The 17,212-nt window shown below is 41.7% G+C and carries 15 protein-coding genes; 1 reads left to right on the forward strand and 14 read right to left on the reverse strand.

What is annotated here, in order from left to right:
• Positions 1-2: 2 nt before the first annotated feature.
• The 14 genes from MHI23_RS16455 to MHI23_RS16520 all read right to left on the reverse strand — a co-directional run bounded on the left by MHI23_RS16455 (position 3) and on the right by MHI23_RS16520 (position 16,084).
• On the reverse strand, positions 3-1,070 hold the full coding sequence (locus tag MHI23_RS16455) for an MraY family glycosyltransferase (protein WP_024423627.1): 1,068 nt from the start codon (positions 1,068-1,070) through the stop codon (positions 3-5).
• 134 nt (positions 1,071-1,204) lie between these two features.
• Positions 1,205-2,401: a glycosyltransferase gene (locus tag MHI23_RS16460; protein WP_041108506.1), complete on the reverse strand. Its 1,197-nt coding sequence runs from the start codon at positions 2,399-2,401 to the stop codon at positions 1,205-1,207.
• 19 nt (positions 2,402-2,420) lie between these two features.
• Positions 2,421-3,176 (reverse strand): glycosyltransferase family 2 protein, encoded by a 756-nt coding sequence (locus MHI23_RS16465; protein ID WP_327822652.1) that lies wholly within the window; start codon positions 3,174-3,176, stop codon positions 2,421-2,423.
• Positions 3,177-3,200: 24 nt separating this feature from the next.
• Positions 3,201-3,878 (reverse strand): hypothetical protein, encoded by a 678-nt coding sequence (locus MHI23_RS16470; RefSeq protein ID WP_342492101.1) that lies wholly within the window; start codon positions 3,876-3,878, stop codon positions 3,201-3,203.
• Between the two features lie 61 nt (positions 3,879-3,939).
• A complete protein-coding gene (locus MHI23_RS16475) occupies positions 3,940-5,400 on the reverse strand; it encodes an O-antigen ligase family protein (protein ID WP_342492102.1) in 1,461 nt (486 codons plus the stop codon).
• Between the two features lie 39 nt (positions 5,401-5,439).
• The gene (locus MHI23_RS16480; protein WP_024423632.1) at positions 5,440-6,369 is read right to left on the reverse strand and encodes an NAD-dependent epimerase/dehydratase family protein; all 930 of its coding nucleotides are present in this window, start codon (positions 6,367-6,369) and stop codon (positions 5,440-5,442) included.
• Between the two features lie 14 nt (positions 6,370-6,383).
• The gene (locus MHI23_RS16485; RefSeq protein WP_342492103.1) at positions 6,384-7,721 is read right to left on the reverse strand and encodes a UDP-glucose/GDP-mannose dehydrogenase family protein; all 1,338 of its coding nucleotides are present in this window, start codon (positions 7,719-7,721) and stop codon (positions 6,384-6,386) included.
• A gap of 79 nt (positions 7,722-7,800) precedes the next feature.
• Positions 7,801-8,985, reverse strand: a complete 1,185-nt coding sequence (locus tag MHI23_RS16490) for a glycosyltransferase (protein ID WP_342492104.1) — start codon at positions 8,983-8,985, stop codon at positions 7,801-7,803.
• On the reverse strand, positions 8,982-10,433 hold the full coding sequence (locus MHI23_RS16495) for an MOP flippase family protein (RefSeq protein ID WP_342492105.1): 1,452 nt from the start codon (positions 10,431-10,433) through the stop codon (positions 8,982-8,984). Before MHI23_RS16495 ends, MHI23_RS16490 begins: the two co-directional genes overlap by 4 nt.
• 18 nt (positions 10,434-10,451) lie before the next feature.
• Positions 10,452-11,111 carry an exopolysaccharide biosynthesis polyprenyl glycosylphosphotransferase gene (locus MHI23_RS16500; RefSeq protein WP_024423636.1) on the reverse strand — a complete coding sequence of 220 codons (660 nt, stop codon included), beginning with the start codon at positions 11,109-11,111 and terminating at the stop codon, positions 10,452-10,454.
• Between the two features lie 199 nt (positions 11,112-11,310).
• Positions 11,311-11,904 carry a hypothetical protein gene (locus MHI23_RS16505; protein ID WP_241218530.1) on the reverse strand — a complete coding sequence of 198 codons (594 nt, stop codon included), beginning with the start codon at positions 11,902-11,904 and terminating at the stop codon, positions 11,311-11,313.
• 209 nt (positions 11,905-12,113) lie between these two features.
• Entirely contained in the window at positions 12,114-13,604 is a 1,491-nt protein-coding gene (locus tag MHI23_RS16510; RefSeq protein WP_024423639.1) for an N-acetylmuramoyl-L-alanine amidase, read from the reverse strand.
• Positions 13,605-13,627: 23 nt separating this feature from the next.
• Positions 13,628-15,736 (reverse strand): SpoIID/LytB domain-containing protein, encoded by a 2,109-nt coding sequence (locus tag MHI23_RS16515; protein WP_342492106.1) that lies wholly within the window; start codon positions 15,734-15,736, stop codon positions 13,628-13,630.
• 24 nt (positions 15,737-15,760) lie between these two features.
• Positions 15,761-16,084, reverse strand: coding sequence for a hypothetical protein (locus MHI23_RS16520; protein ID WP_025093953.1), 324 nt, complete (start codon positions 16,082-16,084; stop codon positions 15,761-15,763).
• Positions 16,085-16,266: 182 nt separating this feature from the next.
• Here MHI23_RS16520 and MHI23_RS16525 point away from each other — a divergent pair, with 182 nt between their 5' ends.
• Positions 16,267-17,187, forward strand: a complete 921-nt coding sequence (locus MHI23_RS16525) for a LytR family transcriptional regulator (protein ID WP_024423641.1) — start codon at positions 16,267-16,269, stop codon at positions 17,185-17,187.
• Positions 17,188-17,212 lie beyond the last annotated feature (25 nt).

Here is a 17,212-nt window from a genome sequence, read left to right on the forward strand (position 1 = left end):
TTTTACTGTCTTTTGACCATTCGTTTATAAAATTTCGTAAATGGTTTAAACTCTTCATTCACCAAGCCTGTGACTTCTGCAATTACCTGCATGAACATGACCAGTAAAAAGATAATAATCAGTGATAACCAAATGGTGGCGCTCGTCAGCAAAATCGCACTTAAGCTAAAGACTAAGCCAATCATATAAATCACGATAACAGCCATGCGATGAGACAAGCCAAAGGCCATCAGTCTATGATGAATATGAGACTTGTCAGGTGCTGAGATCGGCTGTTTGTTTAATATTCGTCTAATGATGGCAAAGGTGGTATCGAAAATTGGGACACCTAAGATGATCACTGGGACAACAACACTAAACAAAGTGACACTTTTGTACAGCCCTAATAGTGACAACACCGAAATCATATAGCCTAAAAAAAGCGAGCCGGTGTCACCCATAAAAATCTTCGCCGGATGAAAGTTGTAAAAGAGAAAGCCGATGGTACTGCCAATGACAACAAGTGATAAAGAAAGAATCAAAATTTTATCAGCTGAAAATGCCATCACGGCAATAGTTGATAAACCGATGACAGAAATACCGGCAGCCAGTCCATCAAGGCCGTCAATTAAATTAATGGCATTTGTGATTCCGACAATCCATAACACGGTTAGGGGATATGCCATCCAGCCTAACTCAATTCGATCTGTTAAGAAAGGAACAGAGAAAAAGTCCATTTTTAAGCCTGTGCTTACAATCAGACAAGCAACAAGAACTTGTACGAGAAATTTAAATCTTGCACTTAAATTATATTTATCATCAAATATACCTAGAATGACGATAAGTACGGCACCAACTGAAATTGCTGTAATTTTATTATGTAGAAACAGCCCGCCTGCTAATGCTCCAGCCGCTACCCCAATAAAAATTGCCAAACCGCCCATTCGAGGCATTACTTTATCATGAACTTTTCGTTTATTCGGCTGGTCCACTGCACCAATCTTAATTGCAAACTTTTTGACGATTGGTGTCACAATTAAAACTGTAGCCAGAGAGACAAAAAACGCTAATAAGGCGCGTTCGTAATCCATAGGTCAGTCTCCTTCTAAATTGAAATCTGTATTTTGTATATTGGCCGCTCTTTCCATTATACAATTGAATAGAGGATGATCACAAGCTCTCCCTGTGAAGAAGAAACAAATAAAAACGCACAATCCCTGATGAATTATGCGTTTTCTTTAATATTCGTTAGTTCCACCATATTTGTGAACAGCGCGTGCCAATCTTTTTTCTTCGCACGGCTTTGTCTTAGATGTCTATAGGTCATGTCGTCTTTTTTGCTGATCACTTTTTGGCAGGCTTCTACGAAGAGCGCAGGATCCTCGCCTTCTAAATATTCATACACATCATTCTCTTTTAGCCTTTCCGTTGACGGAAGATTTAAACCAACAACCGGTATTCCTGCGGCTAAAAATTCATATAGCTTGAGCGGAAACACGGCTTGATTGTAAGGAGATTGTTTGTATGGCATCATGCCTACATCAATCAGCTTCATATACGCAGGCACTTCTTCTGGTGCAACAGCACCTGTCCAAATCACATTCGGCAGTTTAAGTGCATGCTGAAAAGACGGATCACCATTTGTTCCATCCGGACCGACAAATAAAAATGTCCAATCAGGCTGCATGCGGGCAGCTTCTGCTATCATGTCAAAATCCAGTTTCGGCTTGATGCCTCCAATAAAACCAAGAACAGTTCCTTCTCTACCTTGCAGCACATCCTCCTTACATGGAAGATTGCTTTTTGCAAACACATCGTACTCAACGCCATTTTCCACTGTAAACACATCTTTTGGTTCGCCCATAAGACGCTTTTTGATTTGATCGTGTAAGTATTGAGAAGAGCATGTAATGCTGTGTGCGTATTTGATGATTCGATTTTCTGCTTTCACAATGACACGCTGCCTCATATAAGAAAGCAAATTATTTTTGCCGCTTATCGGCTCTCCCCACAGGTCACTGCAGTCATAAACAATATGTTTCCATTCAAATAAAGAAGATAAGAGCGGAAAGCCCGGAAACGTATACCATAAGCAAACAGCGATTCCCTTCTTTTCTTCCTGCCGCAAATGCTCAAGAAGAGGGGACAATTTATGAATATAGAACATGTCTTGATATCGGCCAAAGCGGAAAAATTTGCTCTTGAGCACATCAGGAATGGTCAATTGCTTCATTCGATCGGTTATGGGCTGAAAGGGAGCTGTATGACGGGATGCAGATGGGCATACCCAGATGACCTCTTTCGTTTCTGGATCAGATGCTAGAAATTCCGCCAGTCGATGCCGTCTATACCTCAAGCCGTCCTGTCCCCATTCTCCCGTCGCTACGATAACATGTATGATCGAGTCTGCTTTCACCTTTATCACCTTTTTTCCCTTCTGTTTATAAGCGCTTCTTCACAGCATTTGTCGCATAGTGCATAAAACACCAAGATGCTTTGACAAAATGAAGCTGCTCAATTTCTCTGTAGACGAACCACGTTTTTTTCGCTGCTTTCCACTTGTTACTAGAGATCGAGTTTCCAACGATGCGGTATTCACTGAGCGGTTCACTCATTCCATAGGCTGTAAATCCTCTTTTTAATATGGACAGCCACGTAGCTAAATCCTGTCTTGTGCGGATGTTCGGCATTTCTACATGTCCTATCTTCTCTACATCAAGCATCACCGTTAAACAGCCGATAATGGTATTTTTCAAAGCTTCATCATAAGTTAATCTTGCTGGTGCAGTGACAGTTTTTTCTAAAGCTTCTCCATTTTCTGCAATGATGTCATACGCCGTGAATGTAAAGGCATAATCGTTTGTCAGCATAAAGTCTACCTGCTGTTCAAGCTTCGTCTCTTTCCACTTATCATCGCTATCTAAAAAAGCAATAAAGCGGCCTTTTGCCTGTTTGATGGCTGCGTTTCTAGCGATGGCGGCTCCCCCATTTTGCTCTAAATAAATGACGTGGATTCTGTCGTCTGCTTCACTTAAGTCCCCAAGCAGCTTCCTTGTTCCATCTGTTGAACAATCATCTGCGATGATCAGTTCCCAATTAGAATAGGTTTGGGCAAGGACGGAATGAACTGTATCCGTTAAATAGCGTTCCGCATTATAGGCCGGTGTAATGATTGATACTAACGGTTGATTGTTCACCTAAGACTCATCTCCAGTTCATCATTAAGATTCTTTGAACACTTCGGGTAAGACCACAAACATGAGCGAGATACTAAAGCCAATGACAAGTCCAAGCAGTGCCCGCTTTTTCGCTGACATGCCTTTATTGCCTTCATCAAGAACTTGAGCAGGATCAACAATCTTCGCCTGCTTCATTCCAAGCTTTGTAGACTCCAATTCATATAAAAATCGCTCTTTATCTACTTTGGAATCGTTGCTGACAGATTCGTCTTCTAGAGCAGATAATCTACTTTCAATCACCTGCTGCCTTTTTGTAAATAATGCTTTGTCTTGCTTCAGAAATGTATCTGACACCTGCTTCACGACAGCTAAAGCATGATCCTTATCAGCATCTGTGAAGGACAGCTGTAATTGTGTATCTGATTGATTGGTGAGGATGAGGCGGCTTTTCACATCCTGCCTTTCTTCTTCTTTCACATCACTGAGTGCTTCATTTAAAAATGCATCGCTTTTTAATAGAGATGTCACTTCTGCGATATTGTTATACACTCCGTCATCATATTTACCAAGTGTAAGCTTAACGGCAGCTGTGTAACTAGACTGCTGCACTGTTCCTTTGGCAAAAAAGAATCCAAAAGCGCCTAATACGACTGGCAGAAGCACAAGCCATACAATATACTTTTTGATTCGCTTCCCTATTCTAGATATGAAACCAGACATGTTCATTCTCCCAACATTGACGTATTTGCTTTTTCATTAGTGTAGCCATACCAGCGCAGCATCACACCCGGTTTACCAAGCGCTGTTTGTTTTTCAACATATTCACCGCTGCGATCACGAGTCCTAAAAAGACCCAGTGGAAATATAAATTCGAGACAGAACTAGGACTGATACTTGAAACGAGAAAGCTCAGCATGGCAGCAAACAAACCTTCAATGATCATTTTTGCTGATCTTGTGTCAGCCCATTGGTATTGTTTATACAGCGTGAACATGAGATAAGCGTAGACGGAGATATAGCCAAGCATGACCGCAAATCCAAAGTTCGTCATCACTTCCAGCAGCCAATTGTGCACTTCAACGACTTGATCTGTATCAAAGATCGAAAAGTGGGCTAAGTAGTAAGACACATTCCCCGCTCCGACACCAAACCCGTATGAATCCGTAAAGAAATGCCATGCATTTTTGATCAAATTCGCTCTCGCAATGTTGGATGGGAGTGGTTCACTAAAAGAATGCGCGACCTGAGAAGCGAGAAACAAGTCATAAAAGACTGAATAAATCTTGGCTGAAAAAACAGCGATACAGATGACACCAAGTCCGCCTGCTGCGATGAGTGACCACTTTTTGAGAAAGCGCGGCATGAGAAGCCACACATAGATGACCACTCCTGCAAATATACCAAGCAGGCTGGCGCGGGATTCTGTTAACAAAATGAGATACAGTGCTGCGATGGCGCCAAATAATCCAAAGGCTTTGATATAACCATTTTTCATTTGCCGCATACACGCTAAATACAAGAAAAAGCTAATGGATAAAAACGTCGCAAAGTCATTTTGGTTAAAAAAGACAGCTGTAGGATAGTGCTGTTTATAAGCCGGCCCAAGATACAATGAAGTATTCGGTAAATGGTTCAAAGTAAAGTGATTATAAAACCCTATCCCCATGACAAATACAGTCATGACAAGCCAAATGCTATAAAAGGTGACCACTTGATCCATTCGCTGAATGTACATGACCACTAGAAAGACAAAACCCATCCCCATCGCAAGAAGGGACATATATTTAAGACCATCTGTCACCGAATGAGCCCACAGCAGTGAGATGAGCCCGTAAAGAAACCATGCAGCGAAAAAACCAAGAATGCCTTTTACACGAATCTGCTGCCACTGCGATATGTACGTTCCCTTATCTCTCATCCGCCATATGAATAAAGCAAAGGCGACAATGAGCATGATACGGTAGAGAAAAAGACTAAAGAATCCGGCACTAATTGAAAAGAAAGCGTTGTTGAGAAAGGTCAATGAAATTAAAAGATATATGGCTGACATGAACACTTGATCACCATTCATGTATAGCTTCATTAACACGAGAAAAGCCGTCAGGACTAAAAGCAGGACTGGAATGGCGACGATCTTTTTTAACCCGGCGGGCTGCGCAGACGCCAATTGTACAAGTCCTAGCCCTGCTGCAAGTAATATACATCCGATCATGATTTGCCATGCTGTTTGTTTCACACTCATACCCATTTTCCTCCTAAGCAACCCATCCGATTTGAGGGATTAAGCCTTGACTTCCTGTTTATAGTAGGAAATGGTACGAGCCAAACCTTCCTGTAAACTCACAACAGGCTCCCATGCTAAGACTTGTTTCGTTTCCTCATTTGCCAATGTACTATGCACGATATCTCCTGCACGCTGCGGCTTGTAAATCGGTTCAAGCTGTGATCTCGTTACCCGTTTCATCGTTTGAAACAGTTCATTCACAGTGATGGAATCACCACACGAAATATTTAAACAAACGTTTGATTGGGCTGTTAAAGCTGCAACATTTGCTGCCGCTAGATCACCCACATAGATAAAGTCTCTTGTTTGTTCCCCATCTCCAAAGATAAAAGGAGCCTCATCCTTTGCAAACTTATCAGAGAAAATAGAGACAACACCGCCTTCGCCAAGTGCATCTTGGCGCGGACCATATACATTGCTATACCTGAGAATACAATAGTCCACATCATAGAGTGATTTTGCCATTTCTAAATACCGCTCTACTGTCAGTTTTGCTAAGCCATAAGGTGAACCAGGCTTCAGCCGGTGAGCGGTGTCTACTGGCAGATACACCGGGTCTCCATAGACAGCTGCCGATGAGGCAAAGATGACTTTTTCCACTCCTGCTTCAGCCGCAGCTTTCATGACGTGCAGAGATCCTTTTATATTGACCTCTTCGTCATATACGAAATCCTGAACGGAAACGGCTACACTTACTTGTGCTGCAAGATGAATGATATAATCCGGTGCGATTTGTTTGATCAAATCAATCGTCGCTGGCTTTGTGACATCTGCCTCCATACATTGCACGGAAAGATGAGCAATATTTTCTCGTGATCCAGTCGAAAAGTTATCAAGAACGATGGGCTCATAGCCTTTTTCTAGTAAAGCCTCTACCGTATGTGATCCAATAAATCCGCTTCCCCCAGTAACCAATACTTTCTTCATCCAAGCTCCCCCTGTTATTGTGCCTTCGATACCAATTCTGCTTCCCATACACTTGGGCGGCCGATAGACTGGTAAATAAATCCTCTCTCTTTCATTTCTGCTGGATCAAACAAATTCCTTCCATCAATTACAATCGGCGAACGAAGTAGCTGCTTGATCTGATCTTTATCCATCTTCTGTACGTCATCCCATTCTGTTAGGATGAGACAGGCATCTGTATCTTTTACTGTTTCGTACAGATCGTTGCTGAAAACCGCCTGCGGGCCAAGCTCACGTTCAGCTTCTACATAAGCAATCGGATCATAAGCTTTCACAAAAGCCCCCAGCTCTCTCAGCATTGGGATAATATCTAGTGCAGGCGCTGAACGCATATCATTCGTATTCGGTTTAAAGGCAAGGCCTAAGACAGAAATGGTTTTTCCTTTAATATCACCGAACACACTCATCAATTTGCTGACAAGGTGGGCTCTTTGGTTGTTGTTCGTTTCAATGACAGATTCGATCAGCTTGAACCGGTACCCGGATGTTTCGGCAATTTTGAGAAGAGCCATCGTGTCTTTCGGGAAACAAGATCCCCCAAATCCAATGCCTGCTTTTAAAAATTTATGCCCGATGCGGCTGTCTAATCCAACTCCTTCACTGACTTTTTCAACGTCAGCGCCTACCCGCTCGCAAATATTTGCAATGTCATTAATAAATGAGATTTTTGTGGCAAGCATGGCATTTGCAGCATACTTAATCATTTCAGCACTTTCTAAGTTGGTCTCCACAACTTCTGTTTGAAACGGATCATGCAGCCTTTTGATGATGGTAGAGGCATGAGTGCTTGTCGAACCAATGACCGCCCGCTCCATATTCATCGTATCTTGAATCGCAGAACCTTCTCGGAGAAACTCTGGATTGGATACGACGTCAAATGGATATTTGCTGCGCGATGCCTTTTCAACAATGGCTTGAACGAGACGCCCTGTTCCAACGGGCACTGTGCTTTTATTGACGATGATTTTATAGCCATTCAGGTGTTCACCGATCGTTTGAGCGACGGCTTTCACGTACGTTAAATCTGCTTCCCCCTGTGGTGTCATCGGTGTCCCTACGGCAATATAGATAATCTCTGATTCCCTAATAGCGGCAGGAATATTCGTTGTAAAAAACAGTCTTCCTTCTTCTGTATTCTTTTCAATCAATTCTTTTAAACCTGGTTCATAAATGGGAACGACACCACTTTTTAAGCTGTTGATTTTTGATTCATCGATGTCACAGCAGATGACACGATTTCCGATATCAGCAAAACAAGTACCCGATACTAACCCGACATAACCTGTTCCAATCACAGCAATTTTCTTCAACATTTTTCATCCTCTCAGTAAAAGCATATTGTCCGTTCCAAGCTGTTTATCTATCTATCATTCTTTGCACATTTCATCTTGTTTAAACGATGGATGTTGATTGATTGAGCACCTTCTCATATTGCTGAATGAGATGCTTCGCATTATGTTCTGATGAATATTCTGTATGAACCATTTCATGAAGATCGTTCTTCACTGCTTCATTCCATCTATTTTCATAAAGACAGGCGTGAATCGCCTCTTTCAGCTGACGCGTCGAACGCGGTTCAACGAGCAGGTGTTGATAGGTTGAAAATAAGGATGGGAGACCACCAACCCGTGTTGCAATGACAGGTACTTTTAAAGCGAGCGCTTCTAGAACGACGGTTGGCATTCCTTCACTGTAGGAAGGGAGTGCAAACAGATCAGCTGCCATTAAGTAGTCTCTCACCTGCTCATTCGGCACCTGCCCTGGGAGTATAATAGATGCCCCTGCCCGTTCCTTGAGTTCGTTTGCAAGGGGGCCTTTTCCAACAAAGACTGCTTTCACTCCATCCATGCTGCTGACAACATCAGCTAATTCAAGCAAGCCCTTCTCTTTCACTAAACGCCCGACGAAAACAACGAGCTTATCTTGAAGCGGTAAACGTAAGTGCTTTCTGATGCCTTCTTGACCTTCTTCCGTTCCGGAAAATGATCGGAGCGGAATACCAAGCGGAAGACATTTTGCTTCTACCTTCGTCATCTCATTTGTCTTTTTAGCCAGCTCCTCACTCACTGTCAGAACAGCAGATGCCTGCCTCACCGCCGTTTCAAAGGCTGCCTTCGCCCCTTTGCTATAGTTCGGATATACGTTCACATCACTGCCGTGCAAGGTCAGAAGATAAGGGATTTTCGTTTCTTTCTGAATAACAGCCGCCGCTCCGCCAGACGGCATGGCAAAGTGCGCATGGATAAAATCTGGTGACAACTGATGACGCTGCATTGCTCTGAGAACGGAAGCCGCTATTCGTTTACTCGGCTGCGCCCATTTCAGCTGTCCAGGGAGCGCTGGATAAGGCGGTCTGTAAACCTTCACTCCGTTCCTCACTTCCTGTTCAGGCAGATCCCTTTTCTGCCGATAGGATGCCTTGAGCATCCGTAAAATCGGCGGATTCACTGGATTAGGACAAATGACAGTCACTTCTATTCCTTGTTTGAGCAGCTCCTGTACTTGCGTTTCATGAAATACGCCCTCACTCGGATGTTTTTCACTAGGATATACACTTGTCAGCCATAGTACCTTCATGACGAACGACCTCTTCTCAATAATTTGCCTGCAACCTGCGGATACATTTTGATGAGCAGCAAGCTATACAATGCAGCACTGACACAAACAGTCAGTAGTAATTGAAGTGAAATATCTGCTGACGTCAGCTTCATCCCTTGATGTAAAGCTACCGCACAGACCGCCATGAACAGCGTCATGACAGCAGGTTTTCCAAGTGATTTTAAATACACCTTCATATCAAGCTGAATGACATATGCCATAAGCCATCTGCCGACAATAAAGTTGAGCAGACTGACACCTGAGTAGATCCAAGCTACTGTAAGCAGACTGCCTGTAGTGACACCTGCATATAATGCGCAGCCATACACGATGAGCATTCCCGTATCCCAATAAAAGGCTAAGTCCGCTCTCCCTTTTGCAAGAAGGATTGAACCGTTTGGATTCATCAGCACACGCAGCAGGCCGACAATGCACAATATATTTAAAACCGGGACCGCTACTAGCCATTTCTCTCCAAACACGACTTCTATAAAGCTGTCTGATACCGCAGCAAGGCCGATTAATAATGGAAAACTAACCAATGCGAGCATATTCGTCATACTTAGGAAGCCCTCTCGCAGCATGGAGTGATCCCGCTGACTTTTTGCGAAAACCGGGAAAGCCACTCTCGTCACAATCGGATTTATCTTCAGCACGGGTATTGTCACAATTTGATACGCCAAGCTGTAAATACCTAACGCTTCCGCTCCAAGAAACCGGCCGATTAAAATCATGTCGATGTTTGATCCTGCTCGGTTGACCAGTCTGGATGCGAGCTGGAATGCACCGAATGAGAAAAATTCCTTCACTTCTCCTAATGCAAATACAGGTGCTGGACGCCACTTCTTCCAATAAGCCGCTGCATACATGAGACCTTTTCCTGATTGCAGCAGCACTTGAGAAATGACATAGGCGATAATCGGATTCATAAAGAAGGCGAAAACGAGTAAAACGAGCAGCGATATGATGGTTGCAATGGTTTCAATGGTGCTTAATGTTTTAAAGGCTAAGTCTTTTTGCATCATATACTGGTACTGCTGGCCAATCGGTGCGATCAGAAACATGATCGATAATAGCTTGAGCAGACCTTCTAGCTCTGGCCGGTTATAAAAAGCGGCTATCATTGGGCTTAGCAGAATGAGCAGACAAAACAAGATAATCCCTGTGAGCAGGTTAATCCAATATAATGTAGATAATTGACGTTCTGTCGTTTGTTCCTTTTGAATGATCGCTGCCCCAATTCCTAGATCAAGCAAAATCTGCGTAAATATTGTGACAGTTGTGATCATGCCAACAAGTCCAAACTCCTTGAGTGACATCACGTTCCCTAAAAAGGCGAACTGTGCGATTTGGATAATGGTGATGATCAATGCGGACAAGCTTGTCCATTTTGCCCCGCCTAGCATGCGTTTTTTCATACTTGCCATTTCTCTTCCCTACTTTACTTATCTGGCTCCGTCACCAGTCATGATGACTTTTAACGTTTTTACCATAATCTTCGTGTCGAGAGAAAATGTCAAGTTTTGAATATACTGTAAGTCGTGTGTTAATTTTTCACTTGGACTCATTTCATATCCGCCATTTACTTGAGCAAGACCTGTCAGCCCCGGCTTTACTGCCAATCTTTTTGTGAAGCCTGGAATCGTCCGATTAAATTCTGCGGTAAACATCGGTCTTTCTGGACGAGGGCCTACGATACTCATTTCTCCTTTTAACACGTTGATAAATTGCGGAAGTTCATCAATTCTTGTTTTACGGATGAATGCCCCCACTTTGGTGATACGTGGGTCATTTTTTTGCGCCCATTTCGCTCCTCCGCTTTCTGCGTCAATTCTCATCGATCTGAGCTTCCATAATTTAAAGTAAACACCGTCTTTCCCGACCCTTTCCTGCATATAAAAGGCTGGTCCTGGTGTTTCCAGCTTAATCAAAAGAGCAAACAGCAAAATGATTGGCGTACTCAACATCAATCCGATGAACGAGAACATTAAATCTATGAAACGTTTTGCAAATAAATAACGAACCATATGTTCTGTTAAGGCAAAAGAGTGATTTCGTCTCACTTCATATTCTCTGTAAAGATTCATCGCTTTCTCTGCACTCACTGACCTGCACCTCACCATTCAAAGTAGTTGTTGTGTAAAGAGATGTTCTATGAAAGTCAGTTTAGCAGAGCAACATTAAGCAAATGTAAATGCGCTGTTAAGTCTTGTAAAACTGTGTTAAGAATGTGCACTTATATCAAGTTATGCCCTTTTGAACGTAAAAAAGACCCGCAATTCTGCGGGTCTCCGGGTCTTTTCTTTATTTTGCTTTTACAGATTCGATCGTTTTTAATCGAAGTGTTCCGTTTGCATCTTTTGTATAGGTTACTTTCACTTTTGATTCTTCTTTTAAGCTGTTCACTTGTTTAGAAAATGTATTTCCGAATTGAATAGCTACTTCTTTGCCGTCAATGTTGACAGCAATTGTATGTCCATCAGCCAAACCGACATATGTGCCTTCTTTGGTGATTTCATTTTTCTTACTAGTCGTTGATTCTTTCTTTGTTTTAGAGTCACCTTTTGAGTCAGCTTTTGATTGGTCTTTAGCAGGTTCTTCTTTTGTAATTTCTTTGCTTGAGCTGTCTTTTGCCTCTTCATCAGATTGACTTGCCGGCTCTTCTTTTTGAGCAGCTGTTTCTTTACTTTGATCATCTGCTTTTTCATTTGATGATTGATCTTCTGATTTTTCGTCCGCAGCCTTATCTTTGTTTTGATCGGCTGCTTCAGTTGTTTCTTTTTTGCTGTCATCCTTTTTGTTATCGCTTGATTGATTTGTTGTGCCGCACGCTGTGAGCAATACTCCTAGAAGCAATACTAGAAACGGCATTGTGATTAATTTTTTCAAGATCGTCACCTCTTCATGATTTGTCGGTTTGCTGTCGTTTGAAGATTTATGTGTAAACCATTCACCTTCTATGTTTCAATTATAACAAACATAACCAAAAATGAAATGTATTTTTAACTTGACAATGTTTCTTCATCGACTTTTGAAAAAAGGCTGCCGAGTACGTTCTCGAGCAGCCTAAGAGGAGTATCTGAGGCACCCCTCAGGTTTGTGTTTTCTTATCTAAAATAACCTGACACACCGCTTGAAATGCCTGACGCTAATCGATCTTTATACGTAGCAGATTTCAAGATGTTTGAATCAACTGGACTGGAAACAAAACCAGTTTCCAAAAGAACGCTCGGCATCTTAGAATATTTAATGACGTAGAAGCCAGCTGTTTTCACACCACGGTCTCTTGTACCTAGTGCGCTGACCATTTTAGGCTGGATGTTTTGCGCCAGCTTCAGGCTGTTTGCAGCCGCATAGGTTTTGTCATAATACGTTTCTGTTCCATTTGCACTGCTGTTATCGTTTGAGTTCGCATGGACACTGATAAAGATATCTGCATTTGCTGACGCACCTTTGCTCACTCGTGTTTGAAGACTATCAAATGTGTCTGATGTTCTTGACATGGTCACAAGTGCACCAGCGTTGTTTAATTTCGTATTTAAACGCTTTGCTACATCTAAATTCAAATTCTTTTCATATAATCCGTATCCTACAGCTCCTGAATCATGCGCGCCATGACCTGGATCAATGAATACTTTTTTACCAACAGCCGGGTTTTTCAACTGGTTCACAACAGTTGGTGTCACTGTATTTGTACTGCCTACGACAGTAAATTTGGTGATTTTCTTACTGCTCACTGTTGCTCTTGTTACTTTTGGCAGTGTCTTTTCATTCGTTAGAAGCAATGCTTTGTTTTGCTTCGCTGCAATGCCTGCAGCAGAAGATGAAGTGGCATAACCAAATCCTCTTCCTACATAGGTATTATTGACACTCATATTGTACTTTTTCACAATATTTGCCGCGACATCATAACGAGTCGAGCCTTTGATCCGTGTTGGTGATTTCAATTGGTTATAAGCTGCTTTTGTGACGTAATTCTCTCCGCCGACTACAATGGTTTGTTTCACATTGCTTGCTTTTGCAACAGAAGCTATTTCAGAACGAAGTCCCTTTTTATCTGTATATAGAATTGGGAATCCTTTTTGAGCTGCTACAGGTGCAATCGCAATCCCATGTGCATAGAAAGAACCCTCAACGACAACGACGCCTGCTGGCTTTTTCATTTTTTTCGCGATATTGGCAGATAGCTCATATCGGTTTTTTCCTGAAATACGCTGTGTGGAGATGCCCATTTTCTTCACTTGGTTGACCACGTTGTTTGACACACTTGATGTGCTGCCTAAAACGATCACCGTCTTTGTTTTTAATGAAGTTAAGGCTTTCTTTGTATCACCCGAAAGGCTTTTACTGTTTGTGTAAAGAACTGGTCCATTTTTTTGATATGCAAGTGGAATTCCTGCTGTTGCATCTGCATACGCAGTTTTCCCTACTAAAACGACTGTACTTGCAGTTCCCCATCCTTTTTTCGCTACATTTGCCGCTACAGCATATCTGCTCCCGCCATCAATTCTTGAGACTGAATTGTCTGCCAATGCTGTTGGAACGATAACGAAAATGGCGATGAGGCTGAGGATGGCTGTTTTCATCATTGAGCGCATCTTCTATGTCCTCCTTTTTCCCTTTAATAGTTTGTTAGTTTTGTACCTGGATAGTAGAACGAGAGTATGGAAGAATATGAGTTTCCAGATTCAGCTCTCGCTTTAGCTCCGTATTGGCTCATACCAATGCCGTGGCCATATCCTTTTCCTGAAATCGTGAAGTCATTTGTATTGTTTTTGACTGACGCAAACGTGCTTTTCACCTTTGTTGCGCCCATGACTGATCGAAACTCGGTCATCTTCATACTTGCCGTTGTGCTTTTGTTTACCGAATATGTGCCTGTTTTGTTTTTCAGGTGGTATGTCAGTTTGATCGATACCGTCTTCGCACGCTGTCCTTTTGTTTTCCCTGAGAACGTCAGGCTTGAGATCGATGCGATTTTCATATCAGATGCAGCAGTTTCTTTGTTTTTGAGCAGCCATGATTTCAGGCCTGCAAGGTCAGCTGCATTTGTCTCTTTTGCTTTAGACCACTCAGATGCTGCTGTGCTAGCAGTCCATGTCGTGCCTAGTTGTTTTTTAGAGAGTTTCAGTGTCCATGGATTGACTGGATCTTTTGGATCCTTTTTGGCCACTAAGTATGGCAGTGCATTTCCCCATACTTCTTCACTTGCCTCTGTATAACCGCCATTGCTAGAGTAATAGGTTGCTGAAATGAGCTGATTGTTGTATTTCAGAACCTTTCCTTTTGTAGCATCGACAGCTTTTGTCGAATTTGTGTACCAGTTATATCCCCCATATACTTGGAAGGCTGTTGTATCAGGGACGACTTTGCCAATACTTTTCACCGAATACGTTCTAGCGGCAACCGCCTGTGCTTTTAACGCTTCGACATTCCAGCTTGCAGGCATTTCATTTGGCACTACACCTTTTAAATAGTCTTCAAATGGAATATTTTCGAGAGTCGGCCTGATATACCCTGATTCAATTGCAAAGTTTACGCTGCCTAAATACGGCTTTCCTGCAATTTGAAGGACATTTTTTGTTGAATATTTCTCAGGAACAACTCTTACTGTGTTATACGTCTTTATGCCTTTTAATGAAATTTTTCCGTTAGAAATATTCAATTGGTAATTTTGATTTTTTTTCAGATAGACTTGTTTGGCTAATGAGTTTTTCAAGCTATCTTTAATTGCACTTGTGCTGCCAGCAAGATGATAAGCATATGTACCTTTTTCCTTCAGCAGTGCTTTTAAAGACGCTGTGACAGAATCGGGCTTTACATACACAACCGTACTGTTAGATTTTGCAGCCAATTGAGACAGCGGCATCGCATAAATATAGCTAGAGGCTTTTGCCAAATAAACTTTATCTGCATTAATATTTAATTTCTTTATAATATTCACAGATAATTCATAGCGATTGGCACCGCTGATTCTTGTCACCTGTGAGGTTTTTTTGATTTGATTTTCAACTTTTTGTCCAGTACTTTTCGTACTGCCGATGATGATCACTTTACTTGGCATTCTATAAGACGGAATGGAATCTTTTTTTGTTAACAGGATAGGGTATCCCTTTCTCGATGCGTAGGATGCAATGGCAATCCCATTCATAAATGAGTTCCCGCCGACAACGACAGCTTGCTTATAGTTACCCATTTCTTTAGCGATTTTTTGGGAGATTTCAAACTTATCTTTTCCACTAATACGTCTGACTTTGCCATACTTTTTAATAGACTTCTCAGCAGCTGTTGAAATGCTTTTCGTATTTCCGACAATCAGAATGTTATCCGGCTTCATTTTCTTGAGCTGGTTTTCTGTTGTTTTCGTCAGTTTTTCAATATTCGTATACAAAATAGGTGCGCCCAGTTTGTATGCTAACGGTGATACAGAAATTGCATGATCAAATGCATCACGACTGACAATGACAACAGTTGATGGATTTTTCCAGCCAGCAGATGCGATGCTGTTGGCTACTTCGTATCTATTTTTGCCGTCATATCTTTTCGTCACAGCAACATTTGATCCTGATAGCTTGTATTCCCCAGTTGTTGAGATATCTATGCTTGTTTTGTTTCCGATATAATTAGACAATTTCACTGAAATTGCCGAGCTTGCCATGGCAGACTGAAAGGGTGCAATTAGTAGAGTCAGTATCATGAGAACGATTAGTGTAACGCCTGTTTTCTTCAATTTTGTTCATCCCGCCCATCTTTTTTACTTCTGTTTTTCAATCTTCTGGATTTCCTTTTGACCATTGTCATTAATAAAGTAAGAGATTTCTACTGTGTCTCCTGGTTTAAATTCATTTAACACATCTTTAAAATTTTCCGTAAATTCATAGCTTAGGGTCGTATTCACTTTTTTCACTTCGACTGTATGTGCATCAGCCATTCCAATAAATTCAGCTTTCTCTTCCAGTACCTGAGGAGTTGAACTGCTTGTCTTGTTTTCTCCTGAGGACTGCTCAGCCGTTCCACATGCTGTGAGCACGATACCTAGTAGCAGTATTAAGAACGGTAAAACGACGATTTTCTTCATTTTTTTCACCTCATGTCTTTGTATCGTCTTATAAGTTATTATTTTAAGGTAAATTTAAGGTTTTTTGAAACCTTTTTTTTGTTACAACGTCTATATCTAGGTTCAGAGTAAAAAAATAACTTGTTTATCAAGATTCGTAAACCTATAATCATGGAAGAATCATAGAAAAGGTGAGGGACATTATGAGAGCTGAAAGAAAAAGAAAGAAGAAAAAGGTTCTTTGGATTGTTTTATCGATTATTGGCTTATTCGTATTAGCAACTGGCGGATACGCATATCATCTTTGGAACACAGCAGCATCGACCGTCGCAGGGATTCAGGAGAATTTAAAGAAGTCAGATAAGCGTGACAAAGATGTCGATTTAAGTAAGAAAGACCCGATTTCTATTTTAGTCATGGGTGTCGATGAACGAAAAAATGACCGAGGCCGTGCAGATACATTAATATACATGACAGTAAATCCGAAAACGAAAACGACCGAGATGGTGAGTATCCCGCGTGATACGTATACGAAGATTGTCGGAAAAGGCACAATGGATAAAATCAACCACTCCTATGCATTCGGCGGTACACAAATGGCAGCAGATACTGTAGAGGAACTGCTTGATGTACCTGTTGATTACTTTGTCAAAGTGAACATGGAAAGCTTCAAGGATATTGTTGATACACTTGGCGGCATTACAGTAAATAGCACGTTTGCATTTAGTTATGACGGCCATTCATTTGGTACAGGCGAAATTAACCTGAATGGGGATCAAGCCCTTGCCTATACGAGAATGAGAAAGCAAGATCCAAAAGGTGACTTCGGACGTCAGCAAAGACAGCGTCAGGTCATTGAAGGCATCATTGCAAAAGGTGCCAACATTTCATCTATTACGAAATTCGGCGATATGTTCAAAGTCGTAGAAAATAATATGAAGACAAACATGTCATTTGATGATATGTGGACGATGATGAATGATTATCGTGATGCAAGACAGCATGTGAAGCAGCACGAGTTGAAAGGATCAGGCACACGTATCAATAACATTTATTACTACCAGCTTGATGACAGCAGCCTTGCGAATGTGAAGAAGGAATTGAAGGAAAGTTTGGAGCAGTAAAAAAGAAGACTACAGAAATGTAGTC

The organism is Bacillus sp. FSL M7-0003 (assembly GCF_038628485.1).
Classification (GTDB): domain Bacteria; phylum Bacillota; class Bacilli; order Bacillales; family Bacillaceae; genus Bacillus; species Bacillus safensis.

Excerpts from the sequence above, each read along its gene's own strand:
- MHI23_RS16455 (WP_024423627.1), bottom strand. The coding sequence starts at position 1,070 with ATGGATTACGAACGCGCCTTATTAGCGTTTTTTGTCTCTCTGGCTACA.
- MHI23_RS16470 (WP_342492101.1), bottom strand. The coding sequence starts at position 3,878 with ATGTCTGGTTTCATATCTAGAATAGGGAAGCGAATCAAAAAGTATATT.
- MHI23_RS16475 (WP_342492102.1), bottom strand. The coding sequence starts at position 5,400 with ATGAGTGTGAAACAAACAGCATGGCAAATCATGATCGGATGTATATTA.
- MHI23_RS16480 (WP_024423632.1), bottom strand. The coding sequence starts at position 6,369 with ATGAAGAAAGTATTGGTTACTGGGGGAAGCGGATTTATTGGATCACAT.
- MHI23_RS16485 (WP_342492103.1), bottom strand. The coding sequence starts at position 7,721 with ATGTTGAAGAAAATTGCTGTGATTGGAACAGGTTATGTCGGGTTAGTA.
- MHI23_RS16490 (WP_342492104.1), bottom strand. The coding sequence starts at position 8,985 with ATGAAGGTACTATGGCTGACAAGTGTATATCCTAGTGAAAAACATCCG.
- MHI23_RS16495 (WP_342492105.1), bottom strand. The coding sequence starts at position 10,433 with ATGGCAAGTATGAAAAAACGCATGCTAGGCGGGGCAAAATGGACAAGC.
- MHI23_RS16510 (WP_024423639.1), bottom strand. The coding sequence starts at position 13,604 with ATGCGCTCAATGATGAAAACAGCCATCCTCAGCCTCATCGCCATTTTC.
- MHI23_RS16520 (WP_025093953.1), bottom strand. The coding sequence starts at position 16,084 with ATGAAGAAAATCGTCGTTTTACCGTTCTTAATACTGCTACTAGGTATC.
- MHI23_RS16525 (WP_024423641.1), top strand. The coding sequence starts at position 16,267 with ATGAGAGCTGAAAGAAAAAGAAAGAAGAAAAAGGTTCTTTGGATTGTT.